Annotated in this window: 21 protein-coding genes and 7 pseudogenes; 9 read left to right on the forward strand and 19 right to left on the reverse strand. The window is 53.9% G+C overall.

Translation table 11 applies throughout. The annotated features are described in order from the left end of the window. The first annotated feature begins 230 nt into the window (after positions 1-230). A complete protein-coding gene (locus tag PRJ_RS07070; RefSeq protein ID WP_003254607.1) occupies positions 231-1,106 on the forward strand; it encodes a carboxylate/amino acid/amine transporter in 876 nt (291 codons plus the stop codon). A 42-nt stretch (positions 1,107-1,148) separates the two neighbouring features. Here PRJ_RS07070 and PRJ_RS07075 read toward each other — a convergent pair. Continuing rightward, positions 1,149-1,349: pseudogene (locus tag PRJ_RS07075) on the reverse strand (mechanosensitive ion channel family protein); the annotation flags it as partial. 83 nt (positions 1,350-1,432) lie between these two features. Then, positions 1,433-2,164 carry an ABC transporter ATP-binding protein gene (locus tag PRJ_RS07080; RefSeq protein WP_256597938.1) on the reverse strand — a complete coding sequence of 244 codons (732 nt, stop codon included), beginning with the start codon at positions 2,162-2,164 and terminating at the stop codon, positions 1,433-1,435. Between the two features lie 281 nt (positions 2,165-2,445). Between PRJ_RS07080 and PRJ_RS07085 the strand changes: the two are divergent. Further along, positions 2,446-3,012: pseudogene (locus PRJ_RS07085) on the forward strand (IS5 family transposase); the annotation flags it as partial. A 99-nt stretch (positions 3,013-3,111) separates the two neighbouring features. On the opposite strand, the gene istB reads toward PRJ_RS07085, so the two are convergent. Both istB and istA read right to left on the reverse strand, forming a co-directional pair. After that, positions 3,112-3,867, reverse strand: a complete 756-nt coding sequence (gene istB / locus PRJ_RS07090) for an IS21-like element ISPre4 family helper ATPase IstB (protein WP_034000379.1) — start codon at positions 3,865-3,867, stop codon at positions 3,112-3,114. 20 nt (positions 3,868-3,887) lie between these two features. After that, complete coding sequence (istA, locus tag PRJ_RS07095) at positions 3,888-5,402, reverse strand: IS21 family transposase (RefSeq protein WP_034000381.1); 1,515 nt, start codon at positions 5,400-5,402, stop codon at positions 3,888-3,890. A 216-nt stretch (positions 5,403-5,618) separates the two neighbouring features. Here istA and PRJ_RS07100 point away from each other — a divergent pair. Next, positions 5,619-6,080: pseudogene (locus PRJ_RS07100) on the forward strand (IS5 family transposase); the annotation flags it as partial. Between the two features lie 113 nt (positions 6,081-6,193). Next, a pseudogene (locus tag PRJ_RS30635) lies at positions 6,194-6,478 on the forward strand (OprD family outer membrane porin); the annotation flags it as partial. 109 nt (positions 6,479-6,587) lie between these two features. On the opposite strand, the gene PRJ_RS07110 reads toward PRJ_RS30635, so the two are convergent. Both PRJ_RS07110 and PRJ_RS07115 read right to left on the reverse strand, forming a co-directional pair. After that, a complete protein-coding gene (locus PRJ_RS07110) occupies positions 6,588-7,859 on the reverse strand; it encodes an IS4-like element ISPa1635 family transposase (protein ID WP_104961008.1) in 1,272 nt (423 codons plus the stop codon). 344 nt (positions 7,860-8,203) lie between these two features. Further along, positions 8,204-8,305 (reverse strand): annotated as a pseudogene (locus PRJ_RS07115) (LuxR C-terminal-related transcriptional regulator); the annotation flags it as partial. 139 nt (positions 8,306-8,444) lie between these two features. On the opposite strand from PRJ_RS07115, the gene PRJ_RS07120 reads away from it, so the two are divergent. Continuing rightward, positions 8,445-8,804 carry a cupin domain-containing protein gene (locus PRJ_RS07120; protein WP_012051533.1) on the forward strand — a complete coding sequence of 120 codons (360 nt, stop codon included), beginning with the start codon at positions 8,445-8,447 and terminating at the stop codon, positions 8,802-8,804. A 142-nt stretch (positions 8,805-8,946) separates the two neighbouring features. Here PRJ_RS07120 and PRJ_RS07125 read toward each other — a convergent pair whose 3' ends face one another. From PRJ_RS07125 to PRJ_RS07175, 11 genes are all read right to left on the reverse strand, one after another. Then, entirely contained in the window at positions 8,947-9,837 is an 891-nt protein-coding gene (locus PRJ_RS07125; RefSeq protein WP_012051534.1) for an NAD(P)-dependent oxidoreductase, read from the reverse strand. A 2-nt stretch (positions 9,838-9,839) separates the two neighbouring features. Then, positions 9,840-10,931, reverse strand: a complete 1,092-nt coding sequence (locus PRJ_RS07130; RefSeq protein ID WP_012051535.1) for a 4-oxalomesaconate tautomerase — start codon at positions 10,929-10,931, stop codon at positions 9,840-9,842. Position 10,932: 1 nt separating this feature from the next. Beyond that, positions 10,933-11,649: a bifunctional 4-hydroxy-4-methyl-2-oxoglutarate aldolase/4-carboxy-4-hydroxy-2-oxoadipate aldolase gene (locus PRJ_RS07135; protein ID WP_012051536.1), complete on the reverse strand. Its 717-nt coding sequence runs from the start codon at positions 11,647-11,649 to the stop codon at positions 10,933-10,935. Continuing rightward, positions 11,646-12,383, reverse strand: coding sequence for a 4-oxalmesaconate hydratase (galB, locus tag PRJ_RS07140; protein ID WP_104961009.1), 738 nt, complete (start codon positions 12,381-12,383; stop codon positions 11,646-11,648). Before galB ends, PRJ_RS07135 begins: the two co-directional genes overlap by 4 nt. 27 nt (positions 12,384-12,410) lie before the next feature. Beyond that, positions 12,411-13,625, reverse strand: a complete 1,215-nt coding sequence (locus tag PRJ_RS07145; protein WP_256597939.1) for an OprD family porin — start codon at positions 13,623-13,625, stop codon at positions 12,411-12,413. A gap of 81 nt (positions 13,626-13,706) precedes the next feature. Beyond that, the gene (locus PRJ_RS07150) at positions 13,707-15,023 is read right to left on the reverse strand and encodes a dicarboxylate/amino acid:cation symporter (protein WP_012051539.1); all 1,317 of its coding nucleotides are present in this window, start codon (positions 15,021-15,023) and stop codon (positions 13,707-13,709) included. A 53-nt stretch (positions 15,024-15,076) separates the two neighbouring features. Continuing rightward, positions 15,077-15,940, reverse strand: a complete 864-nt coding sequence (locus tag PRJ_RS07155) for an amidohydrolase (RefSeq protein ID WP_012051540.1) — start codon at positions 15,938-15,940, stop codon at positions 15,077-15,079. Positions 15,941-16,052: 112 nt separating this feature from the next. Continuing rightward, positions 16,053-16,931 (reverse strand): LysR family transcriptional regulator, encoded by an 879-nt coding sequence (locus PRJ_RS07160; RefSeq protein WP_012051541.1) that lies wholly within the window; start codon positions 16,929-16,931, stop codon positions 16,053-16,055. A gap of 205 nt (positions 16,932-17,136) precedes the next feature. Further along, positions 17,137-17,775, reverse strand: coding sequence for an RraA family protein (locus PRJ_RS07165; protein WP_012051542.1), 639 nt, complete (start codon positions 17,773-17,775; stop codon positions 17,137-17,139). A 27-nt stretch (positions 17,776-17,802) separates the two neighbouring features. Further along, positions 17,803-18,777: a hydroxyacid dehydrogenase gene (locus PRJ_RS07170; RefSeq protein WP_012051543.1), complete on the reverse strand. Its 975-nt coding sequence runs from the start codon at positions 18,775-18,777 to the stop codon at positions 17,803-17,805. Positions 18,778-18,787: 10 nt separating this feature from the next. Next, on the reverse strand, positions 18,788-20,128 hold the full coding sequence (locus PRJ_RS07175) for an MFS transporter (RefSeq protein ID WP_012051544.1): 1,341 nt from the start codon (positions 20,126-20,128) through the stop codon (positions 18,788-18,790). Between the two features lie 244 nt (positions 20,129-20,372). On the opposite strand from PRJ_RS07175, the gene PRJ_RS07180 reads away from it, so the two are divergent. Together PRJ_RS07180 and PRJ_RS07190 are read left to right on the forward strand one after the other, a co-directional pair. Continuing rightward, positions 20,373-21,836, forward strand: coding sequence for an IclR family transcriptional regulator C-terminal domain-containing protein (locus PRJ_RS07180; protein ID WP_041168349.1), 1,464 nt, complete (start codon positions 20,373-20,375; stop codon positions 21,834-21,836). A gap of 513 nt (positions 21,837-22,349) precedes the next feature. After that, entirely contained in the window at positions 22,350-23,141 is a 792-nt protein-coding gene (locus tag PRJ_RS07190; RefSeq protein ID WP_012051546.1) for a DUF4365 domain-containing protein, read from the forward strand. Between the two features lies 1 nt (position 23,142). Here PRJ_RS07190 and PRJ_RS07195 read toward each other — a convergent pair whose 3' ends face one another. Beyond that, the gene (locus tag PRJ_RS07195) at positions 23,143-23,391 is read right to left on the reverse strand and encodes a hypothetical protein (protein WP_104961011.1); all 249 of its coding nucleotides are present in this window, start codon (positions 23,389-23,391) and stop codon (positions 23,143-23,145) included. Positions 23,392-23,601: 210 nt separating this feature from the next. On the opposite strand from PRJ_RS07195, the gene PRJ_RS30295 reads away from it, so the two are divergent. Beyond that, positions 23,602-23,892 (forward strand): hypothetical protein, encoded by a 291-nt coding sequence (locus tag PRJ_RS30295; protein WP_012051547.1) that lies wholly within the window; start codon positions 23,602-23,604, stop codon positions 23,890-23,892. A 458-nt stretch (positions 23,893-24,350) separates the two neighbouring features. Further along, positions 24,351-24,533, forward strand: a pseudogene (locus PRJ_RS07210) (transposase); the annotation flags it as partial. Here PRJ_RS07210 and PRJ_RS29805 read toward each other — a convergent pair. Continuing rightward, positions 24,509-24,667: pseudogene (locus PRJ_RS29805) on the reverse strand (transposase); the annotation flags it as partial. The pseudogenes PRJ_RS07210 and PRJ_RS29805 sit on opposite strands and share 25 nt — an antisense overlap. Positions 24,668-24,928 lie beyond the last annotated feature (261 nt).

Here is a 24,928-nt window from a genome sequence, read left to right on the forward strand (position 1 = left end):
CTTTGGGTGTACCTGCCCGGCTTGTATGGCCGGGCTTTTTTATGCCCTGGGGTTTTGAGGTCGCCAATGTCGGCCTCTTCGCGGGTAAACCCGCTCCTACAAAGGCCATTGCGGTCCCTGTGGGAGCGGGCGTGCCCGCGAAGAGGCCGGTACAGCCCCTACATTCCTCATGGTTGAACTCATTCGCTGCAACCCGCTAAGGTCGCGGCATTGATTCACGAGAGGCAACCATGGGCTACCTGATAATCGTCGCGCTGATCCAGGCGTTTTCCTTCAGCTTGATCGGCGAGTACCTGGCCGGGCACGTCGACAGCTATTTCGCAGTGCTCGCCAGGGTGCTGCTGGCCGGCCTGGTGTTCCTGCCGCTGACCCGCTGGCGCCAGGTCGAGCCACGCTTCATGCGTTCCATGCTGCTGATTGGCGCGCTGCAGTACGGCATCACCTATGTCTGCCTGTACCTGAGCTTCCGCGTGCTCACCGTACCGGAGGTGCTGCTGTTCACGATCCTGACGCCGCTACACGTGACCTTGATCGAAGATGCCCTGAACCGGCGCTTCAACGCTTGGGCGCTGGTGGCCGCGCTGGTCGCCGTGGCCGGTGCTGCCGTGATCCGCTTCGACAGCATCAGCGGCGAGTTTTTCATCGGCTTCCTGCTGCTGCAACTGGCCAACTTCACCTACGCTGCCGGCCAGGTGCTGTACCGTCACCTGGTCGCTCGCCACCCCAGCGACCTGCCACACTACGCCCGCTTCGGTTACTTCTACCTCGGTGCCTTGCTGGTGGTGCTGCCGGCCTTCCTGTTGTTCGGCAATACCCAGCACTTGCCGAGCACTGACGTGCAATGGCTGGTGCTGTTGTTCCTGGGGCTGTGTCCGACGGCGCTGGGGCTGTACTGGTGGAACAAAGGTGCATGCCTGGTTTCTGGCGGTACGCTGGCGGTGATGAACAACCTGCATGTGCCGGTGGGGCTGCTGCTGAACCTGTTGATCTGGAACCAGCACGAGCCGCTGGGGCGGCTGTTCATCGGCGGGGGGATCATCCTGGCGTCGGTGTGGCTGAGCCGCCTGGGTGGGCGCGCACAGGCACCGCTGGCCGGCAAGGCCTGACGCGCCCTTTGATCCGGGGGCTGCACGGCAGCCCCGGCAATCTCAAGCCTCGCTCATTTCTTCCAGGCGACGAGGCAATGGCTCTTGGGCTGAACGCCCCGCCAAACCCACCCGCATGTCATTGCCACTGGGCTGCTGGTACAAGCTCAAGCCAAACTCCGGCAACACCGCCAGCAGGTAGTCGAAGATATCCCCCTGGATGCGTTCGTAATCCGCCCACACCGTGGTGGTGGTGAAACAGTAGAAACATCGCTGTGAATACGCTGAAAAAAGGGCGCTGGCTTTACACGTTTGTTTTTGGATGCAATCTCCATGGGAGCTGAAGTTTAGCGTCTATGCCTGGCCTCAATAACCACAATATTCTTTGCCGCCGAATCCAGAATAGCATTGAAGCGGCTAATGTTATCTAAATCTAAGTTGGCATCCCATTCGTCTAGCATTACGATTGGCGGTGGTGCGGACAAAACTTTCTCAATTTGTAACAATCTTCGCTCACCCGTGGAAAGGTTGTTTTCCAGCTTAATAAATTGCGCCTCGGGCGTCATCAGGAGAGCGTCATGCACAGCAGCTTTAATTCGTTTAAGGTAGGAGGATTTTCCTGATCCATTATTTCCGCTAAGTAGATAGCGACCCACTGTTGTCGATCCGTTTTTTAGTTGGTCTAACAGTTCGGAAGGCGTAATGCTCTGAGAGGAGCTGCATTCTTCAATCTTGATGTTGCTCAAGTTCATGGAAGAAAGGTTTTCATGCTTTTCAAGTTCGGAAGCGAAACGGTAAAGATTTCTCATTTTAGTACGAACCAAGAGGAGTTGACTAAAATAAATGCTCAAGGAGTGAATGTTCCCGAATACCTGCAAGCTTCGTGGTAGCATTGCCACCAAAGCGCCTACGTTTGCGGCAGTGATGATGTTTGGAGTCTGAATGGTCGCGGCTACAATAATGGTTGCAAGAGCAATAGGCAAACATGCAATGAACTGTTCTAGTAAAACGTATCTATTTACTTCGCCAAAATACGAACGCGCTTTTTTTTCTAAAGACTCAAAGCTATCTGCTTTCATTTTTCGGCTGCCTAAGGTCGCTGAGTCCCAAGTGAGCTCAATGGACAATAGCGCATCAAGTCGCTTTCGCTGCATGTTTCCGGCAGTATGCTTGATTCTGTTCTTTAAGATGCTCACTAATGCGGCAGATATTAAAAGTGAGATCGAAATGGCTATCGTAATCTCTAAACCGGTCGTCAAATAAAACACAGCTAGGGATTCTCCGAACAAGTCAGCACAGGCCATCTGACCTGTGCTGAAATAGCCATCCGTCCAACTGCCCTCTACAAGCCCGCCATCCCATGAGTCAGATGAGCTTTTCCGATTTCGAGTACGCCGGTAAGCGCAAGCAAACCCGTCGCGAGCGTTTCCTGGCCGAGATGGAACAGGTGGTGCCGTGGAGCGGGTTGGTGGCGTTGATCGAGCCGCATTACCCTAAGGCTGGCGGTGGCCGCAAGCCTTATCCTCTGGAAACCATGCTGCGCATTCACCTGCTGCAGAACTGGTTCTCTTTGAGCGATCCCGCCATGGAAGAGGCGCTGTACGAGATCACTTCGATGCGCCAGTTCGCTCGTCTGACGCTCAGCGCTCCGATCCCCGAAGACACGACGATCATGAACTTCCGGCACCTGCTGGAGAAGCATCAGTTGGCGGCCGGCATTCTGGAAACCATCAACAATTACCTGCAAGACAAGGGCCTGTCGTTGCGCCAGGGCACCATTGTCGACGCTACCATCATCCACGCGCCTAGTTCGACCAAGAACAAGGAAGGCAAGCGCGATCCTGAAATGCATCAAACGAAGAAGGGCAACCAGTACTATTTCGGCATGAAGGCCCACATTGCGGATTCCACGACACTTGGACACTCAGCCCACGATCATTTGGACACTCGTTCCATGCTCACTTGGACACCTGATCCACGTCCACTTGGACAGGCAGTCGGAGCGCAGCGACGCAGGTTTGCATTGTTAGTCTGAAGTCTCTGTCGCCGTCAATTTCGTTGCGCGTCTGCGCATCGATTCGCCCTTCAGTTCGATCCGATAAGCGTTGTGCACCAGCCGGTCGAGGATCGCATCGCCCAAGGTCGGGTCGCCGATCAGCGCATGCCATTTGTCCACCGGCATCTGGCTGGTGACCAGCGTCGAGCGGTTGCCGTAGCGGTCGTCCAGCAGTTCAAGCATGTCGCGCCGCTGCGCAGCGGTAAACGGCGCCAAGCCCCAGTCGTCCAGGATCAGCAGGTCGGTCTTGGCATAGCCGGCCATGAGTTTGGCGAAACGGCCGTCGCCGTGAGCCAGGCCCAGCTCCTCCATCAAGCGCGGCAAGCGCAGGTAGCGCACGCTGTAACCGTCGCGGCAGGCCTTGTGAGCCAGCGCGCAGGCGAGCCAGGTTTTGCCTACGCCCGTTGGGCCGCCGATGATCAGGTTCAGGCCGTCGCGCAGCCATTGGCCGCTGCCCAGTTGCAGGATCAGGGACTTGTCCAGGCCGCGTGGGCTGCGGTAATCGATGTCTTCCAGGCAGGCGTTATGGCGCAGTCGTGCCAGTTTCAGGCGGCTGCTCAGACGCGTGTTTTCACGTTCGGTCAGCTCGCGGTCGACCATCAGGCCGAGGCGTTCGTCGAAGCTCAGATCATTGATATCGGGCGTGGCGTGTTGCTCGCTCAGCGCCTTGATCATGCCGTGCAGGCGCAGGGTTTGCAGCTTGTCGAGTGTCGGGTTGGGCAGCATTTTGGTGCTCCTTTTTCAGGTCAGTGGTAGTAGCCAGGGCCGCGCAGGTTGATGTGTTCGTCGGGCAGTAGCGGCAGGTTTTGCTGGGACAGCGGTAGCTTTTCCAGCCCTTGGCGCAGGATCGATTCAAGGCTTTTGTAGCTGCACGCGCCCAGTGCCAGCGCTCGCTGGCAAGCGGCTTCCAGCCGCTCTTCGCCGTGCTGCTTGCTCAGGCGCAGGATGCCCAGGCAGGCGCGGAAGCCGTGCTGAGGATGGATTCGGCGCTCAAGGATGTAGGCGATAACGCCAGCGGTGTTAGGCCCGGTCTGCTCGGCCCAGCGGATCAGCCGTTGCGGTGTCCATTCGGCGTGCTCCCGGTGGCTCTTGGGCATGTGCTCGGTTTGGGTGGTGTGGCGGCCTTTGTGCAGCGAGCGCAGGTGACTGGCCACCCGCTGGTTGGCGTGGAAGCACTCGACGGTCTTAGCGGTTAGCCGCACTTCGAGTTGGTGCTTCACCAGCTGGTACGGCACCGAGTAGTAATGGCCCTCGACCTCGACGTGATAGTCGATGTGCACCCGCGCCTTTTTCCATTCGGCGTAGACATACGGATGTTCTGGTAGCGGTTGCAGTGCGGGTTGGTCGATGGTCTCGAAGGCCGAGCGGCGTGAGCCGGGCAGCTTCTTGAAGGGCTTTTGATTGAGGCGTTCGAGCAGCAGGCTGATTGCCGTGTTGAGTTCTCCGAGCGAGAAGAACTGGCGGTTGCGCAGCACTGCCAGGATCCAGCGCTCGACCACTTGCACACCCACTTCAACCTTGGCTTTGTCCTTGGGTTTACGCGAACGCGCGGGCAGTACGGCTACGCCGTAATGCTCGGCGAGATCGCGGTAACTGGGGTTGATGTCCGGCTCGTAGCGATGCGCCTTGGTGACGCCACTGCGCAGATTATCGGGCACCAGGATCTGCGATGTGCCGCCGAAAAAAGCAAAACAGCGGGCGTGCGAGCCCAGCCAGTCGGGCAGTTTCTGCGACCAGGTGGCCTCGGCAAAGGTGTAGCTGGACGCGCCGAGGACGGCGACGAAGATCTGGGCCTGACGGATTTCACCGGTCTGTCGGTCGATGATGGGCGCGGTCTGTCCGGCGTAATCGACGAACAGCTTTTCGCCGGCACGGTGCTCCTGGCGCATGACAACGTCGACCTTGGCGGCCCAGAGGCGGTAGTGCTCGCAGAACCAGCTGTATTGGAAGCCTTGCGGGTGAGCGAGTCGATATTCCTGCCAGAGTAGGGCCAAAGTGACGCCGGGGCGGCGTAACTCGGCATGCGCCCAAGACCAGTCAGGCATCGGACGTTGATCGCTGGGAACTGTTGGTGCTGGAGGGAACAGGCATCGCTCCAGTTCGGCATCCGATAACAATGTCGGCCAACTCAGCCCGCAAGCGTTGAAACGGTGCAAGTAATTGCCCGCACTGCCGCTACTGATGCGCAGGCTGGCGGCGATCTTGCGCACGGACAGGCCAGCGTCGAACTTTAGACGTAGTACCTCTCGGATTTTACGCATGGATATACGCTCCACGATGACCTCTTCGCTTCGAGAAAAGAGGTCGATGGTAGTGAATAATCCTGCGTTGCTGCCTGCCTGAGCATGGATCGGATCAGTGGAACATCACTGTCCAAGTGCTTGTGGAATCAGTGTCCAAGTGGCCGTGGAATGAGTGTCCAAGTGGCCGTGGAATGAGTGTCCAAGTCAGCGTGGACTGGGTGTCCAAGTGCGCATGGAATCCCCACCCACATCGGCGCGGATGCTGAATCGGGTCTGGTGCATCACGTTCATGGCACCGCCGCGAACGTAGCTGACGTGACGGAGGTCGCTCAGCTATTGTATGGCGAAGAGAATGTCGCGTGTGCGGATGCGGGTTACACAGGCGTGGAAAAGCGGCCAGAACACGAGGGACGGCAGGTGATATGGCAGGTCGCTGCCCGCCGCAGCACCTACAAACACTTGAGCAAACGCAGCGTGCTCTACCAAGCCAAGCGCAAGATCGAAAAGGCCAAGGCGCAAGTGCGTGCGAAGGTGGAGCACCCGTTCCGGGTGATCAAACGCCAGTTCGGCTATGTAAAGACTCGTTTTCGCGGCTTGGCCAAGAACACGGCGCAACTGACCACGCTGTTTGCCCTGTCGAATCTGTGGATGGTGCGCCGGCAATTATTGCCTGCTGCGGGAGAGGTGCGCCCGTGAGTCCAGATAACCAAGGCTTTGCCTTGGTTATCCAATAATCAGCGACTGAAAAGCGGGCTTTTCGGCATCCCTAAGCCGCCCATTTCCGACTGATGAGCAACTTGTTCGGAGTTTCCTTAGGTGTGCCAGGTCTCAAGGCATCGCTGACATACCTTAAGGGCGACGATATCAAAACGGATAGCGGCAACGACCTTCGAGAGTGGGAGCGGGATCTCATCGTTGATTACGCTGTTCAGTCCGGTTTTCTCAAGGGACTGGGGGTGGCCCAATGTCATCAACCTAAGCTGCAGCCCTGCCCAAGACAAGCCCCCCGAAGCAGCCAGCCGCCATGGCCGTCGAGCGATGACCAGGCCTCTGCCGCTCAATCACGCGGTCTAACTGGGCTGGCGGTGATGTGATCATCGTCTGTTCCGGCTGTCTAGGCGAGATTTCTCGTCCTCCGGACGAGCCTATGCCGACCGCTTGTGGCCAGCTTTTTTTGGACGGAGGTTGGGCTGTGGTGTTTCTTCAGCGCGTCGGTTTGTAGCCCTCACAACCTCGGCTGGCTGCGCGTTTGCGTTGGCGCGCAAAGCTACGGCCTGAGCGTACGGCACTGAGGCTTTTAGCCATCAAGGCCAGCACATTGCTCAGCCCCTGAGCACAGTGCCGCACCAGCAGCTCGACCAGGGTATTTTTGAGCCGTGACACGCCTTGGGTGAAGTTGACTTTCCATCGCAGCTTGCGACCTTTGTGGCGCTGTTCGATGACCGGCTGTAGCAGGTGCTGCATCAACAGCGCCAGGTTCTTCAACAGTTGAGCGGCATGAAAGTCCTGCTTTACAGCGGTCACGCTGCGGCCGCTGAAGTTGTCCAGCGTCAGGGTTTGTTTGAGGCGACGGAAGTCGGTTTCGATGCCCCAGCGGCGGTGGTAAAGCTCGGCAAACACCTCAGCGGGAAAGGCTTCTCGATCCAGCAGCGAGGTCAGCAATACTTCGCTTTCGCCGTTGGCCAACTCGACCCGGATCAGTCTCAGCTCGATCTGGCTGGCAGGATCAACGCCAGCCTCGGAGCAGAACAGACGTGCTTCAGGATGGTTGGCCACGAAAAGCTGTGTGTCTTCAACTTGGCCAGAGTGTAGAAACGCTTTGACCTGAGCGTTATAGCCACAGGGCAGGCGCATCAGAAAGTGCCGCTGTTGCTGCGCGAACAGCGCGAATAACCAGTGCCCAGGGTAACCACGGTCAAACAGCGTCAGGCTGCCAGCCGGCAGGTGCTCAAGGTGCAGATGGGCACAGTCGCGCTCACCGACTGTCAGGGGCACGATCAGGCTATGCAAGGTTTGACCGTCAGCGACTTCGTAGAGTGTGGACAAGCGAGCCATGGGAAAGCCAGAGTGACTGCCAAAGAAGGTCGCCATGGTCGACTCCAGGGGTAAATGCACGGTCGAGCCATCCACCGCGAGCACCCTCAGCCCACGCCACTTCTGGCGCAGCCCGAAGCAGTCAATTTGTTGCTGCAGGAGGCGATTGAGACTTTCAAATACCTCGGGGTTGAGCTTTTTGCGCGCTTTGCAGAAGGCCTGCGCAGTGACCATTTGCGTCTCAGTCGACGCCTGATTGAGTACGCGATAGAACTGATCGAGTTCGGTTTGCAGGGCCGTGCGTGGCTGATTGAGCAGGAACAGGACGAGGTTCTTGAAGGTGAGCTGGCGTCGGCGGGTAAAGTCTTGAGGATTCTGGCGGTGGGCGGCGATGAAGGCGGGACAATCGAGCGGACTGGTTATTTTTTGTACAATTTTCAAGCCAGGGTTTGGCTGGCGGTGTCAAGCGATGCGGTATAGGTAGTCAAAAGGGCTTCTCCCATGCACTGATTTGAGCGCTAATTATATGATATTTATGGATAATTTCCAAAGTTGATGACATTGGGGGGTGGCCTGGCTCAACGGGAAGTCGCATAGCGAAGCCTCTCGAAACCAAGATCAAAACAGACTGATCCTGAGCTATACGATCCCCCTACTATAAAACTGTAAGTGCAGTGCTGAAGCTACGAATTGGATCAGTTTACAATGCGGGGCGGATGATGAGTGGTGGAGCATCATCCGCCGCGCCCCTCAGATGGGCAGCATGGTTGGGAGGTTTTGCTGCGTTAGCTCAACACGATTATTTTGGTCACTAGCTCAGCGCTATTTTTGGCCTTGAGCTTTTTCATCAACCGACCGCGATGAACCTCCACCGTGCGATGAGAGATGTTCTTATCCGTCTAAATGTGCCAAGATTTTCAGTCGATTAGTGCCTTATCCGCCTCCGTTCGGGAGTTGACTTGATAGTCTAACAAATTTAGCTTAGTATGTTTTAGGGTGTTCTATAAAGGGCTACTTGGGGTAGTTATGGCAGTGAAGATAATTCCTAGCAGTAAGGCTGTTGTACTTGAAGCCGGTGGGAAGAAGTCGAAGCAGTTAGTATCTTTAGAAAATTCTCCTAATTCGCAGGTGACCATAACTTCTGTCACGATGCTTCCGGGGGCAGTATCGGAGGTGCATACCCATTCGGTTTCTGAGCAGATATGGGTAGTGCAGGCAGGGACGGCTGAATTGCTGCTAGCTGGTGAAGTCTGTCATACTATTTCATCAGGTGATGTTGTCATTACCCCTCCAGGGATGCAGCATGGAATTAGAAATTCTGGAAAAGAAATTTTTTCTTACTTAAGTATTACAGCGCCACCTGAGGATATGCGGAAATATTACTAAGAGATTAAGTAATAAGTTTTTGAGTTCATAGGCTCTCCAAAAATATTGAGTCTCTCTATGTGGTGTTTTGGATTTTATAACTATGCTTGCGCATGCCAAATTTTATTTTTCCAAGGTGTTTGAAGGCTAGATTGTTGTACGCTTAGGAACTGTAGATCTTATCGACCGCCAGCATCCAGTCAAAGGGCTCTAAGGTGGCATACCCAATACCTTTCGAGCTTAATGCGTCAGCAAAGGCGCGTTGTGTGGCAGCAATAGCTAGGGTCATTTCCGGGGCAATACCCACTTCAGATAAGGTTCTGGCCACTTCGTCCATTTCCTCAGCACGTCTTAGCCCATGCTCTGCGACACGGCTGATGAGATAATGAGGGAGTTCTTTATTCCAACCCAAGCTAGGGAAGCTTTCATGAAGTGAGGCTAGAACTATCTCTTCTGCCCCATACTGCCTTGCAGTAGACATGCATTCTGTAGTCAGAGCTTCCAGGCCCTTGATGATTATGCTTCTGCACATTTTGATAGCAGAGGCTACCCCAATTGTGTTAGCCACTGTTCGTACATTGAAGCCAAGTTCTTCGAGGGCTTTCTTGAGCTTGAGCGCTTGAGCGCCACCTAACAAGATCGGCGTTTGGAGTCGCTTGGGAGGGACTGGAGCCATCACAGCGGCATCGATATACTCTACGCCATATCGTGAAGCGGCTTCATAGGCTGCACGCTTTGTTGCAGGTGACACCGAGTTTAGATCCATGAATATTTGGCCAGGGTGTAGATGTGGGAAAAGCTTTACTGCGGCCTCTAGAGCAGATCCGGCTGTCACTGCGGAAATAATGAGCTGAGCACCTGCGGCAGCGTCTATGGCAGACTCACACAGTTCAACATTTAAGTGCTGGGCCTTAGCAGTAAGTGCACTTCGGCTTGAGGCTCTTTTCATCAACTTGTCGTAAATCTTAATGTTCACACCTTGATTGGACAATTCAGTCGCTAATATTCCGCCGACTTCTCCAAATCCGATCAAACCTAAAGTTTTGATTTCCATTGTTATTCCTCATTTTTCTCTGGGGCCCATAGTGTAGAAGGGATGCAGACGAAACCTTCGAATAACAGGCGTGCGGTTCGCAGCAAACCACAACCTAAAATGCTACCGCTGTTGTGACGCAGATTGACAGTTAGTTCCCCGGTTGGGTGTTCAACTGAAATATGTAGGTCTGTAGAGTTATCGATTTCAGCAATTTCATGTGCAAGAGAGCCATTTATAAGGCATGCCGTTGCAACACTTACCGCGCCAAACACACCGATTGAACTGTGGCAACGATGAGGGATGAAGTTTCGACTACTGATTGCACCCCCGTGCTTAGGGGCTGCAATCAAGCATATTTTAGGGACTGTTCGTTCGCTAACGTCGCCAAGATTCATTGCTGGGCCAGCCTGTAATCGTATGGCTTCAATTTTTTTCTTTAGATTAATGTCGCTTTCTAGTTGCTCTGGAGATTCATATCCACTGCAGTCTAGATCGGTCGCCTTGAGGAGTACAACTGGCATTCCATTGTCGATACAAGTGGCGCGAATCCCCTCAAACGTATCTACGGCATTGCCTGTTGGAAGAAGCGATCCACAGCTTGAGCCTGCAATATCTTCAAATTCGACGATCACGGATGCGGCGGTACCAGGTACGCCATCAATGCGTGCATCACCTAGGTATTGCACCATGCCGTTGGAAGTCGGTACATGAGCAATGGCAATTTGTCCCGTGTTTTCCATAAAAATACGGACTGGAGTAATATTATTTTGAGCGATCACTAATTTGCGTTCAATCGCGAACGGGCCAACTCCTGAAAGTATATTCCCGCAATTTTGACCAAAATCTACACGCTTATCATCAAGCTGTACTTGTGCGAAAAGGTAGTCAACGTCTACCCCTGGTCGAGATGACTTTCTTATAATGGCGACTTTACTTGTAAGGGAGTTTCCTCCGCCTATTCCATCAATCTGCCGCGTGTCTGGGGATCCCATGACGCGTAAAAGAACCTGATCCCGTAGTTGATCATCAGATGGCAGGTCGTCGTCAAGAAAAAATGCTGCTTTAGATGTACCCCCGCGCATCAGTACACATGGAATACGAGTCTGATTCATATTAACCCTCCAAGTCTTCGATATTGTCTACGTAACGCAATCCCTTGGCCTCGAGCCGCTCACGCATTTTGTAGATATCAAGGCCTAGCTCGCCTGCGGCTAGCCGCAGACGCTTTTCCTCTTCTAGGCCAGCGCGTTCGGCTGCAGCTACTAGAGTGCTTTCACATTCATCACGACGTACCACGACAACGCCATCATCATCTGCGACTACGATGTCACCTGGATTGATAAGCTGTCCGCCACAGATAACTGGGAGGTTCACTGAGCCGAGTGTTTCCTTGACAGTGCCTTGTGCATTGATGGCTCTAGCCCAAACTGCGAACCCCATGTCGCGTAACGTCTGGGTGTCCCGGACTCCTGCATCAACAATCAGGGCTCGTACTCCACGAGCTTGAAGTGATGTGGCAAGTAGATCGCCAAAGTAGCCATCAGTGCAGGGAGAACTCGGGGAAACTACAAGTACGTCACCAGGCCGACACTGCTCTACGGCTACATGAAACATCCAATTGTCGCCAGGAGCTACGAGAACAGTCACAGCGGAGCCAGCGAGGCTTGTCCCTTGTTGGATGGGCCGCATTTTGCTGGACAACAGACCTTTCCGGTTTTGAGCCTCATGTACAGTCGCTACGCCTAACCGGCCCAGAGCGTCGATTGAGTCAAGTTCTGCTCGTTGGATATTACGAACTACAATGCCGGTTTTACCGATCAGAGTGTTCATGCCAAGTTCTCCGTCACGCGAGGAAATACACTTTGGTACCCTTCTGCGTAAATAATATTGCGGGAACTGGTAATTCCGACGTTACGCTTGGCTTGGACGCCACGCTGGAGCGCGACACGGGTGTAGTATTCCCAAAGGTGCTCTTGTCCAGCCATGCACTGAATAGCGGCGTACTTTTTATCCCAAACGTCAGTGATATCCAAAAATGTGTCTGGACGCCAATCACACTGCTCTGGCTGATGAGGCTCAAAGGCATAGACGGGCGGGGCACCAACTATTTTTTCTCCTGGTTTGTAGCCTTCGGCTTGAGCGATGATGCGTGCCTCTTGGGTTAGGTTCATAGCCAAAGGATGATCGTAGTTATAAGGATCTTTAATTGAATGGCTGAGCACGAACTCTGGTTGGATTCGACGGAATACGTCCGCGAGCCTGAACAGAACCTCTTTGTCAGCTCTCATCGGATAATCGCCGATGTCGAAGAATTCGACGCTCGCGCCCAATATGTCGGCAGCCGCCTGTGCTTCAGATCGCCGTGAGGCTTTGACTCTATCTTCTGTCATTTCTCCTTTACGCCACAATTTGGCTGATTCACCTCGTTCGCCAAATGAAAGGCACACGATATGGACTGAATAGCCATTGGCAGCGTGCTGAGCAATTGCCCCCCCCGCACGCCAAACAAAATCTGCTGAGTGTGCGCTGACTACGAGGGCGGTTTTGTTAGTTTTCTGGCTCATGGTTTACCTATTGATTATAATTAAAATTTATTTGAGTGCGATTGTGTAATTGAGGATCAGCCTGTTCTCGTCGATGTCACGATTAATGTCGCTGCGATAGGTTGCGTTGCGCCATCTAAGTGTTAGCCCATTGACCCCAGGGATCTCGTAGGTCATGTCAATGTCACGCTCCCATTCGGCACCTCCGCCTCGCTTATTCAGATGAGAACCGTGAATGTAGTCCGTGAATAAACTTAGCCCCTTTAATCCAATGTGCTTGAAATCATAACCGTATCGAAGTTGCCAGCTTCTCTCTCCCGCCTCTCCGAAGTCATGATATTGAACATAGTTTGGCAGGTATGGGTTGTTTATATATGGAAAACCGGTGTCTCCTTCTAGATGCTGATAGGTGGCAAGGAGGCTGTGACCGCTGTCAAGAGAATAGCTGATCAGGCCAGTATATGTTTGATTGTCCACACCTCCAGCCTTTGCATCCCCTGCCTCATCACTTATGAATGTGCGGACATCTATTTCCAGGATCCCTGGGCCGAATTTCTGGCGATTATTTATACCCAGGAAGTTTTGTTCGTAGACGTTTTCCAACTCGCCATGGTAGTAACTTAAAGTTAGTGTTGGGGTGATTTTGTAATTTAGCCCGCCGTAGCGGAAGTGATCACCAATGCCGACAGCCGGGTAGCGACCGTTCTTAGCTGCCAATGCTATGTGTTGTTGGTCGGTAGAATCAGGTGCAGTTGTACGGTTGAATTGTGCCACATTTGCCGTAAGGCCCTCTAATTCGGAGGAGCTGATTTGTGTACCTTGAAAGTATTGGGGGAAGAGGCGACTGCCGTTGTACTGCAGAACTGGAACTTTTGGGAGAGCAGTCCCATAGCGTAATTCGGTTTTGGACACCCGAACCTTTGCCGTTGCCCCACCTTTGGAGTAATCATGAGCAGCATTACCTGATGCTGTGGTCGGTACGAGCCCACTGCCAGTTCGATCAGCACTTGAGTCCAGACGGATGCCTAGGTATCCAAGAGCATCCACGCCAATACCTACACTCCCCTGAGTGAAGCCGGATTCGTACTGCAACAGGAATCCTTGCACCCATTCTTCTCGCTTAGAAACTGCGGTACCCTCACGGAAATCACCGTTGTAATAAAAGTTTCTGATGTCTAGACGTGACTTGCTGTCCTCAAAAAAGCCGGCAGCAAGCAGTGGTGAAACGGAGGTGCTACCTGCAAGTAAGATGGCGTAGCGCATTTTGGAATTCATTATTATTTTCTCCAGGGCGCAGAAATCCAAGGCTCTGCAAGCAGAGCCATGAAACTATCAGGAAGGTTGTCAGCTTTTACGTGAGTGGAGTTCCTGGTTCAGCTTGTCCCGATCCAACTCCTTTTCCCAAGCAGATACCACGAGGGCAGCGACACCATTACCAACCAAGTTGGTCATCGCCAAGCCTGTACCCATGAACCGGTGAATACCTAAGATCAACACCATTCCGGCGACCGGTACTACCGGTATTACAAGAAGCGTACTGGTCAGCATCACGAATGCAGCACCGGACACACCGCTAGCACCTTTTGAACTGAGCATGGCCACAATCACCAGAGTCAGTTGTTGTCCCCAGGTGAGCTCAATATCCAACGCTTGGGCAATGAACAATACCGCCATCGTAAGGTAGATATTGGTACCGTCTAAGTTGAAAGAGTAACCCGTTGGAATCACTAGCCCAACTACTGACTTAGAGCATCCGAGGCGTTCCATCTTTTCCATGATCTGGGGCAAGACAACCTCTGAGGAGCTTGTGCCCAGTACGATCAGTAATTCATCCTTGATAAAGGATACAAAGCGCAAAATGCTGAAGCCGCATACCCGAGCTACGAAGCCCAATACGAGTACGATGAAAAATATACAGAGAATATAGAAGCTCGCGATAAGCTTAAGCAGAGGTAGTAGCGACGCTGCCCCGTAGGTACCAACAGTAAATGCAATGGCACCAAATGCTCCAATTGCTGAAAGTTTCGCGATGATATGAACAATGCCGAAGAACACGCCTGATACACCTTCGATCATAGCGTACACCGGTTTGCCCTTATCCCCCATGGCGGAAAGCGCACAGCCAAACAACACTGAGATCAAAAGAATACACAGTATGTTTCCATCGGCTAGTGCTGAAACGAAGGTGTTTGGAATAATGCCCAAGAGGAATTCAACTACACCCAGGTGCTGTGCTTTTTCGGCGAAACCGGTGACTGCTGACGCGTCTAGAGAGTTTGGGTTGACGTGAAATCCGGCGCCTGGATTGAATAAATGACCGCCTAAAAGCCCGATTATCAAAGAAAGTGTGGAGATAATTTCAAAGTAAATGAGTGCTTTACCTCCAACGCGGCCAACCTTCTTCAAGTCTTGCATCCCCGCGATACCGGTGACTACGGTACAGAAAACCACGGGGCCGATAATCATCTTTATGAGCTTGATAAAAGCATCACCAAGAGGCTTCAGCGAGGCAGCAAAGTCGGGCCAGAAATGTCCGACGATACCACCCAACACGATACCCACTAAGACCTGGAAGTACATCGCTTTGTAGAAGGGCTGTCGGGTTCGAGCTGCGGGTTTAGTTTGCGCAACCTGGTGAGTCGCTTCGGGTGATGTGTTCATAACGATTCCACTACCTAATTGTTTTTGGAGTTGGTGTGGTCGAACGCTGAGAATCAGCGCCCGTACAGCTTTAAGGGGTTTTCAATCAGAAGCTTCCGGCGCGTCGAATCATCGGGGCAGAATCGGTGCATTAGATCAACAAGCCCTCCATCATTTGGCATATCTTTGCTGATGTTGGGATGAGGCCAGTCAGTGCCCCACAGAACACGTTCTGGAGCGGTCTCAATCAGCGCCATGGCGAATGGGATCGCATCATCGAAAGGTTTACGCCCAGCCGATACTCGTTCAGCCCCGCATACCTTGACCCAAGCAAGAGGATTTTCCATCAGCTCGACCAGTGCACGGAAAGGTGCTTGGTCAAGCCCATCCTGTGCTTTGACACGCCCCATATGATCAATTACGAATGGCACCTTGATGCGTTCCAGACGATCTGCATATGTAACGATGTCTTGGGCATCCAGATGCAGAACGACATGCCAGCCGAACTGTTCGATTCGTTCGAGTGCTCTGTCAAACACTTCCAGGTCGGGGGCGCCACCGAGGTGGGCTACGAAGTTGAAACGTACTCCGCGAACACCCCCAGCGTCCATCTCGGCCAACTGTCGGTCGGTTTCAGTACCACTGATGATTGCAACACCACGATAACGACCTGCGCTGCGACCGATTGCATCCAGCATTGCGGTGTTGTCTGTGCCATGGCAGCTGGCTTGGACAATTACACCTCGATCAAAACCTAGATGATCATGCAGGTCGAGTAGCTGCGAGAATGACGCATCCGGTGGTGTATAGCTGCGATCTTCCGAATAGGGAAAATCTTTCGCCGGGCCGAACACATGGCAGTGCGCATCCCAAGAACCTGCAGGTAGGGATTGCTGAGGTTTGCTAGGAGATGGGTCAGGGGGCAGGCAGCTTTTCATGGCTGGTCTCCGATGGCTGTTTTTATAGGAAGCTGGAGACATCTTCGCGGGATATGAGTCATGCAACAATCGAGATACCCTACTAGCAGTTATGTGGATTCTGCATAGCTGGTTATCCCATCTGACCCCTCACCATCCCAAGGGTCAGGGCAGCCAGCCTCGTCAGTGGCCTCTGGTTAGCAGTAGCCACGAAAAGGTGAGTATTGATCGTGGGATTCACGATAGGAGCAGAATGCAAGCCAGGGGGAACGTAAGGCCCTTCGAGCGCCACTTGGGACAGAACAGCGTGCCCCGCGCCAATGGCAACCAAATCAAGGAGGGAGAATATTCCGTCGATTTCCAGTCTCACATTCAATTCAACTTGGTATCTCGCGGCCTCTGATTCGATGAGTCTGCGCAATGAGTGAGGTTGGCTGGGGATGATTAGTGGATAGTCGCCTAGGGTACTGAGCTCAACCTCAGCGGGTAGTGGCATGTTGGCCGAGCTGACGAGCCAAAGCGGTTCAGACTGAACAGGCTCAAAACTGAGCTGTGAGTTTTGAGCAGGGTTGTACAGCAGTGCGAAGTCGAGCCGACCCAACAGCAACCATTCCCTCATCGAGTGAGAAAGCCCTTCCTTGATTCCTAGTGCGCATCCTGGAAATAGTCTCTGAAACTCTGTAACGATGCCTACCGTGTGGCGCCGAGCGATGCTAGGCGGCAAGCCGATTACTACTTTGCCGTTGGGTGAGTCCCGCTGTTCTTGCAGGTCTTCTCGGGCAACTTGGAGTTGCCGCAGGATGCCTTGTCCGTGTTCAAAAAGCCGAGCTCCTGCCGGAGTAAGGGTCACGCCCCGTCCGTTGCGCTGCAGCAGGTGTTGCTGGAGCTCGACCTCTAGTTGGCGAACCTGCCTGCTCACCACTGACTGGGAGAGATTTAGCGTCGCCGATGCCTTTGTAAAACCTCCGAACTCGGCGACGCGAACAAAGCATTCAAGTTGTTTGAGATCCACCAGCTACGTCCTCATACGTCAAAGCATCATTCTGTTCCATTCTCAGCTAATTGTATGGATGTTCCAGATCCTCTGGCTGAAGCTTGGAAAGAAGGGAAACTCGAAAGGAGTATGGACAGTCTGCCGAAATTGGGGGTAGGTAGCGGCCCTTCGACATCGCTGTGCCGAGGCGTGGGAGGCCACTACCTGCAAGGGCAATGTGCGTTTAACGCACGCTTGCCCGTACTTTCTCGCGGAAGTTGTTCTCGTAGCCGTCCTGGAGTTTCACCTTCTCAGCCAAGGTCGGCAGCAGGCTGCGAGCAACCACGATGATGCCGTCGCGGTCACCGATAATGGCATCGCCTGGGTAGCAAACGACGTTGCCGCAGGCGATTGGAACGCCTACCTGGCCTGGGCCCCATTTCGAGGGGCCGGCTGGGTTCACCGCGCGGGCATAGATAGGCAGCCCCATGCTGTCGAGCTCTTCAATGTCACGCACCGCGCCGTCAATGACGACCGCTGCAACCTGCTTGGCTAGGCAAATCTCCCCGAGCAGATCACCGAACACTGAGCGGTTCACTTCACCGTTGCCGTTGATGACCAGCACATCTCCTGGCTGGGCTTCGTCCAACGCACGGTGGATAGCAAGGTTGTCACCCTCGCGAGTGTTCAGCGGCAAGATGGTGCCGAAGAATGCAGGCTTGCCAGCGGTGTGGCGAATGGCCGACGCCATCATGCCCATGCGGTTGAGTACGTCGCCGATGAGTGCCACTGGGTAATGCGAGATTTCCTCGATCAACGCCAGGTCAGCTCGCTCCCAAGTGGCGTTTACACTGATCGACTCATCGGACACATTGATGAACATTGGATACCTCCAGTTTCGTAAATAGGCTTAGCTGAACGACTTCGGCGCAGGCTGGTTGACCGGGTGGGCAGGTGCTTGGCCCTTGAGCACGGCGGCAATCGCCTCCAGTGCGCTCATGCCAACGCGCAACAGCGACTCATCGGTCTGGCCGGCGACATGGGCAGTGACGATCAGGTTGGGCGTGTTCGCGATGTCTGGCGTGTCATGGTCGAATGGCTTGATCATGTCGATGTTCTCGGCGGCCAAGACGTCGGCACCTGCACCCGCCAGCTTTCCGCTCTTCAGTGCGTCGACCAGTGCTTGCTCGTCCACAACACCGCCACGGCTGGTGTTGATCAGCATTGCGCCATCTTTCATCTTGGCGAACTCAGGTACGCCGATCAGGTTGCGAGTGGTTTCCAGCAGCGGGACATGAAGACTGACGACATCCGCCGTGGACAGAAGGGTGTCAAAGTCCACCCAACGGCTGTCCGAGCTCGGGTCGATGGCCGGGTCGGTAAAGATCACTTTCATACCGAAGGCCTCAGCTACAGGTGCAACGCTGGAGCCAATGTTGCCGAACCCCACCAGGCCCAATGTACGTCCTTCGAGCTCGATGCCAGTCAGCGAGAGGCGGTCTTCTGCCCAGACCCGGTTGCGGGTTTGCTCAGATGCCAGCGGCAGCTTGCGACACAGCGATAAGAGCAGCGCGAAGACATGCTCGATCACGCTGCGCTGGTTTGCACCAGGAGTGTTCGTGACCCAGACGCCGTGGTCGGCGGCTGCTTTGTAGTCGACGTTGTCATAGCCGGCACCATGGCGAGCAACAATTCGCAGCTTCGGCGAGGCTGCGATCATTTCAGCGCTGATGTGGCCACCACGCAGAAACACGGCATCAACCTGATTTCGGATTTCTTCATACGCAACGGCATTTGGGCCGTAGCCGAGACGAACCTCTCCGAGATCCGAAAGGCGAGAGAGGATTGTTTCGTGAATGGGGCTGGTGACGTAAATGAGAGACATGCTGTTGTACTCAGGCGAATTGATGTTTTTTGTCGTCGGCGGCAGCTTGGTTGCGGACAGTCCACAACACGATCAGGCCGAGAACACCGGCACAGCTCAGGATGAAAGCGGGTGCCGTTTGGTTACCGGTCGCGCCGATTAGCCAGGTGGCCATGAAAGGCCCAATGCCGCCGCCGATAACGGCACCAACGCTGTGGCCAAACGCGACGCCGGTATGGCGAACGTGGGTAGGGAAGAACTCAGGCATGACCGAGTAGGTGCCGGCCAGGCACAGCGCGTAAGGGATCATTCCCAGGGCCAGTCCAGCCATAGCCATGCTGACCTGGCCTTGCTGCATGAGGAGGAACGATGGGACGGAAAGAACTGCGTAGCCGAGGTAGGCCAGGCGCAGCACGGCTTTGCTGCCGATGATCGAGCCAAGGTGACCTGCCAGCGGGATCATCAGGGCTGCGAAGCTGACTGCTACCAGAACGATGGTGGAGGCTTGACCCTTCGAGTAGCCCAAGATTGAGCTGAAGTACGCGGCGATGAAGACAGTGCCGATGTAGGTACCGATGTTCTGCACCAGGGAGATCATCATGACCTTGGTGAGCGGGCGCATGTAATCACGCACGAGCTCAGCGAAAGGTGCGCTGTGTTCTTTGTTCGCGTCGGTTTTTTTCGATTCGAATTCCGGGCTGTCTTCGATCCCAAGGCGCATCCACAGGCCAATGATGCCGAGCGGCAGAGCCAGCAGGAAAGGAATACGCCAACCCCAATCAGCCATCTGCGGGTCGGTCAGCCATGCAGCTGCAAGACCGGCGATGGCTGCGGCGAGCCCTTTACCGAACTGTGCAATCGACGGCAGGAAGGAAATGTACAGCGAGCGACGATTGGCTGGAGCCCACTCACGGATGTAGCTGGCCGCGCCGCCGATTTCACCGCCAGCAGAGAAGCCCTGCAGCATGCGAAGTGCAACGAGGAGAATAGGGGCCCAGACGCCGATTTGCGCATAGCCAGGCAACAGGCCGATGAGTGTCGCGGCAGCCCCCATCAGGGTGATGCTCGCAATCAGGCTTGCTCGACGTCCTACCTTGTCCCCGAGCCAGCCGAACGCTACTGCGCCAATCGGGCGGACAAGAAATGCCGAGCCGAAGACCAGGAAGGTGTTGAGCAACCCTGTTGTCGGATCGTCCGAAGGAAAGAAGACCAGAGCAAGGGTGGCAGCAAGGTATCCGTAGATGCTGAAGTCGTAATACTCAACGAACGTACCAAAGACGGCTGCCGCAGTGGCCTTCTTGGCTTTCGTCTTACGTTCGATTCCAGGCTCAGGCATGGCGACGGACTCCGTCAACGTATTGTTGTTATTCATAGGTCACTCCACTTTGTGGATCACGTCCATTGTTAAAAAATGGGACAGTGTCCTGTTTTGTTTTTTGAAGAATCCTCGCGTTCAGCCTGGTTGTCAACAGGCGGCGATTGCTCTGCAGCGCTAAACCGGCACAAAATGGGGCCTTCCCGATGCTCAGCAAGTCGATTAAATGCCTAACGCGCCCACTGAAAATGCGGCTCCCAAAGCCCCCGCAGCTACGTCCAGTCACGGTCGATTGATTGAAGTGCTGGATGCTCTGGTCAGACGAGCGGATGGTGAAGCGTGGGGCGTCAGAGAGCTGGCTAGTGACCTAGGTGAAAGCCGGAGCACCATCAATCGCATCTTGGTGGCTTTGGTTGACCGAGATTTTGCGGTTGAGGATGGGGTCGGAAAGTATCGAGTGGGGCCTCGCTTCAGGGTGCTAATGCACGCTTTAAATCATCGCAGTCGTCTGTTGGAGAGAGCTCGGCATCTCCTCGACGGCCTGGCGGAGGGTGCAAAGCAGGCGGCCTTGTTGTCGGTGTATGCGCCGCATTTGAATGGTTACTACGTCCTGCACTGTGGCGAGGCCCCGGCCACTTTGTTCTTCAGGCCCAAGAGCGGAAATCCTTTCCCCTTGGAGTTCGGAGACATCGGCAGAGCGTTCAGTGAGTACCTTCGACAGCATCCCTCTTCAGATGAAATCTCACCTGGTCAATCATCGATTGAACCGCCGCAGGGCATTTCCGAGACCGAGTTTCCCCCAGCTGTTTCGATGGTGGTGAGGCAATTGGCTCCGGGGTTGCTGATCTTGGTGTCGCTTCACGATCTTGGGAGTATTGATGCCAAGGTTCGGGACTCTGCCCGGGCCACCCTCAATGAGATAGCCGACCGGCTATCACAGGAATTTGGGGTGTCTGACAGCTTCGGTCGTGAGGTTATCAACGATGGCGACAGTTCTATCGTCGCCCGGCTAGAGGGGCTGCTGCAGTTGGCCTGCGCAGAGCCAAATGGTTACAGGTGCAGATTGGGCATGGCTGCTCAGTTGCAATGCAATGCGGCAACTGCCAAGAAAATCATTGGTTCTGCCACTCTGGAACGCCTGATACACATTGATGGAGAGGTGATCTATCCAGGTGCCCGTCTGTACCAATGGGCTGCGCTGCTGAGCAATGAAACCTACTCTCCGGTGAAACTCTGCAAGGCCATCGTTGACGCTCTCGTGAAGGAAACGGGAGAGACAATTGCGTACCTCTCGTTTGACGGGGCTACTTCCAAAGCCCAGTTCCTTGAGGTTATTCAAGGTTGGCGGCCTATCCATTACAAGCTGGAAACTGGGGTAGATGTCCCGCTGTATGCGGGGGGCGCAGGCAAAGCTGTGCTAGCCCATTTGCCGGCAGATTTTGCCGATGGTTTGAAGCTTGAGAGGTTCACCGAGGCAACCATAACTTCCCATTCCAAGCTCCGGGCTGATCTTCAGTCAATCAGGGATCGAGGATGGTCGGTGGGTGACGGCGAACGGGTTCTCGGCGCCTTTGGTATCGGCGTTCCGTTCTTCATCGATGGGCAGGTTGCCGGCTCAATCTCTGCGACGATACCGCAGTACCGGAAGGAAGACTGTGACGTTCCGTCCTTGGTTGAAAACATGAAGCTGGCCTCTAGACGCATAGGTCATCTGCTTTCTCTAGGTGAAACTGGTGGGATTGCACACGGAAGCGGAGATGATTGAGGTGTCTAAAAGTAGTGTGATAAAACATGTAGGAAAGGGTATTGGGGTGGTAGCTCTCGCTATCGCAAGTGCTTTCTTCGCCGCATACTGCCGCAAAGCCTTTGGTGGAGTGATCTTTGCACTCTCATTTGTTTTGGTGGTCGCGGCGAGTATACCAATGGTCATGTTCTTTAATTTTTTTCAGATCCTGATTCAAAACGTAGCCCCAAGACTAACATCATGGATGAGCCTGAGATTCACAATATTTTCAACGATAGTCTCAATATGTTTCATAGGGATAAAGATGATTAGAGTTGAGTTGGGTTAAATAGAGGGTGTCAATTAAGATATTCAGGTTTTGTTAAAGGCTGGAAATGCCAATGTGAGCTTGATGTCATTGAGTCTGGCGTTTAGAGGTAGCACCCAAATTTAGACTTCGTGACTCTCTGCTAAGCATTTCCAAAATATCTCGTTTACCAGTTAATTTTCGGCTGGTATTGAGCTTGTCGGATTATCGAGCATCAAGGTCACGTAATGTCCGTAGAAATGCCAAAACGCACGATCTCCCATCGAGTAGGCAGCCAAGGTGAAGTATTAGTTGAAAATGCTTTTGCTGATAAAGGCTGGCTTTATCGAAGGCTGGAGAAAGATAAAGACTACGGAATAGACGGAGAGGTTGAGATTTTCGATGCTGATGGGAGTGCAACGGGGATAATTTTCAAGGTTCAGATCAAAAGCTCACGAAAGCACTCGCCTAACATTAGGTTGAAGCGAAGTACAAAAAACTATCTTTCAGTCTGTCCACTACCTGTAATTCTGATTTCTGTTGAGGTATCTACAGGTTCAATTCGTTTCGCTTCAATTGATCAGGGGCGGATTGCGGCGAATGGAGCGGGTTATAGCGATTTTCAAGAGTTGGATGATGAAGCCTTCGGCGAATTGGAGGATATTGCTGCTGAACACTGTGCAGGGTGCTTATCGGTGCGTGATTATACGCTCTACAACGCTCCGGCTCAGCTCATTAGGTGTTTAGATCTGTTATTGAATTTCGGCGGCGATGTAGATTCCATGACGAAGTGGCTAAGGTTTTTTGCCCCCGACGATGTACTGGCTTCATCATATGGTTACGCAGCTTTCCTCAAGGAGCAGATGGACTATGACAAAAACTTGTTGCCGAAACTCCGCGCCTGGGTATTAGAGTTTTTTCCTGAGGAACAACAAAGAATCGACCATGCGATGGAAGCCTATGCACGAGGTGAGTTGGTTGGAAGGCGAGCAGAGGTTTATGCTGTTATGCAAGGCCCGATATTTTCAAATTTAGGCTGAGTTAATAGGGTCTGCGTGCAGCGTATTTTTCGATAATGCCATCAACGGCATTGTTCAGATTGGTTTGGAAGATTTTTTCACAAAGGATTTTGCTGGCCATCCTAGCTGCTACAGGATGCAATCTGATTGCGGATATCAGGTTGTAAAGAGTCATTGCTGGAAGAGCATTGAATGCTTGGGTAAGCACCGGCAAATGCAACAGCTCTGGCTCTTCACCTCTAAAGCAGGCTTCCAAAATATGGGTACTCATCCATCGACCTCCTTTGCGCACGCACATTCTCAGGCTAGCAGAATACAGAGTGGGAGGGAAATCTGTCGGTACTGGTCAGCATGCGTCTTCACGCTAGCTTGCGTTCTGCCGGTTATCTGAATGATGAGAGCCAATCTCCTGGAGGGTTGAAACGTCATCATCCCGCGCTATGGTTGATGGACTATAAGACTAAAGTCGTAGGAGGGCGGCATGCGTATACGCGGTGAAGTTTTTTGGGCTTGGGCCGATCCTGTGCTTCATCACCGGAGCCATGGCGAGGAGCTGGATGACGGCACCTCGATTGATGTCCAGGTGAGGCTTTCCCGAACGGGCCAGACACAGATGTTCATCGGCGTGTATGCGGGCTGTGGCATGGCTCTTCACGAAGAAGTCTTTGACTCTCGACCAGGTGAGTCGATGACCCGAGCTCTGGCCTGGGGTGTGGGGCGTGCAAGACGACTCGCGACCGATCAGCGGCCTGCTGTGCAGCAGGTGGCATAGACGTCAAAATCAGCACTCTGGTGGTCGCTGCGCACAGATGCCAGCGATCACGCATTATTGGGCCGCCCTGCGATGAGGGTAATTGCGGGCAAAAGAAAGCCCGCTGCTAGGCGGGCAAGGGAGCTTCTATCACACGTAGGGATAGCTAACGTTCCCACACCGCATGTGAAAAGGACGTGAATAGTATGGGGCGAGGGCTACCGCATATCGCTGGCGTGAACCCAGGCTGTGTAAGCCGAAACTAGGCTTTGTGGGATGCTCGGCAAACCCTGCTCAATTTCGTCCAACCTTGACGGACTACCTACCCAGTCGGTGAGCCAGATGATCAACCTCAACCGGGATGCGGGGTGGGGAGCTACCTGCTGCTCAAGCTCGTCCGCGAGACGGGCCAAACTGTAGTGGTCTACTAACCCCGGACACCCATTTAGGCGAGAATGCTCGCCACAGAGAGGTGTCCGATGACCAAGCAACGCCGTACCTTTACCCCTGAGTTCAAGCGCGAAGCCGCCTGCCTGGTGCTCGATCAAGGCTACAGCCATGCCGAAGCGGCCCGTTCGCTCGGCTTGGTGGAATCGGCCCTGCGTCGGTGGGTTAATCAGCTTCAGCAAGAGCGCGGCGGCATCACGCCGGCCAGCAAAGCAGCTTGCTTGCGCCAATAATGGAGAGACATATCGCTGCAACCTTCGCGCCGGGCGACCTTCGCTGCTGATAGTCTCAGAGACGGGAGCATCGTTTTCAGCAGTGCAGCTTTACGTTCTTCTGAATAGCGAGGCATGACCACACTCTTGCCGCCCCCGGAATGCTTTTCAAAAAGCGGGGGACACGACAACTACCCTGACGCCGGGAGTACTAAGGGCTAAAAAAATCAGAATTTGCCCCTTTCTTGTAGGGCATTTCCCAAAGATACTGACGGCCATTGTGGTGTTAGGAGTTGGCCACTAGTCTCAGCCGGTCGTTGCCATTCAACGACCGGCTTTGACAGGCCGACTCAAATTGCAATCCATAGCTTTGCCTTCAATGGTGGCTGTGCGTGGGG

The organism is Pseudomonas sp. XWY-1 (genome assembly GCF_002953115.1).
Taxonomy (GTDB): Bacteria; Pseudomonadota; Gammaproteobacteria; order Pseudomonadales; family Pseudomonadaceae; genus Aquipseudomonas; species Aquipseudomonas alloputida.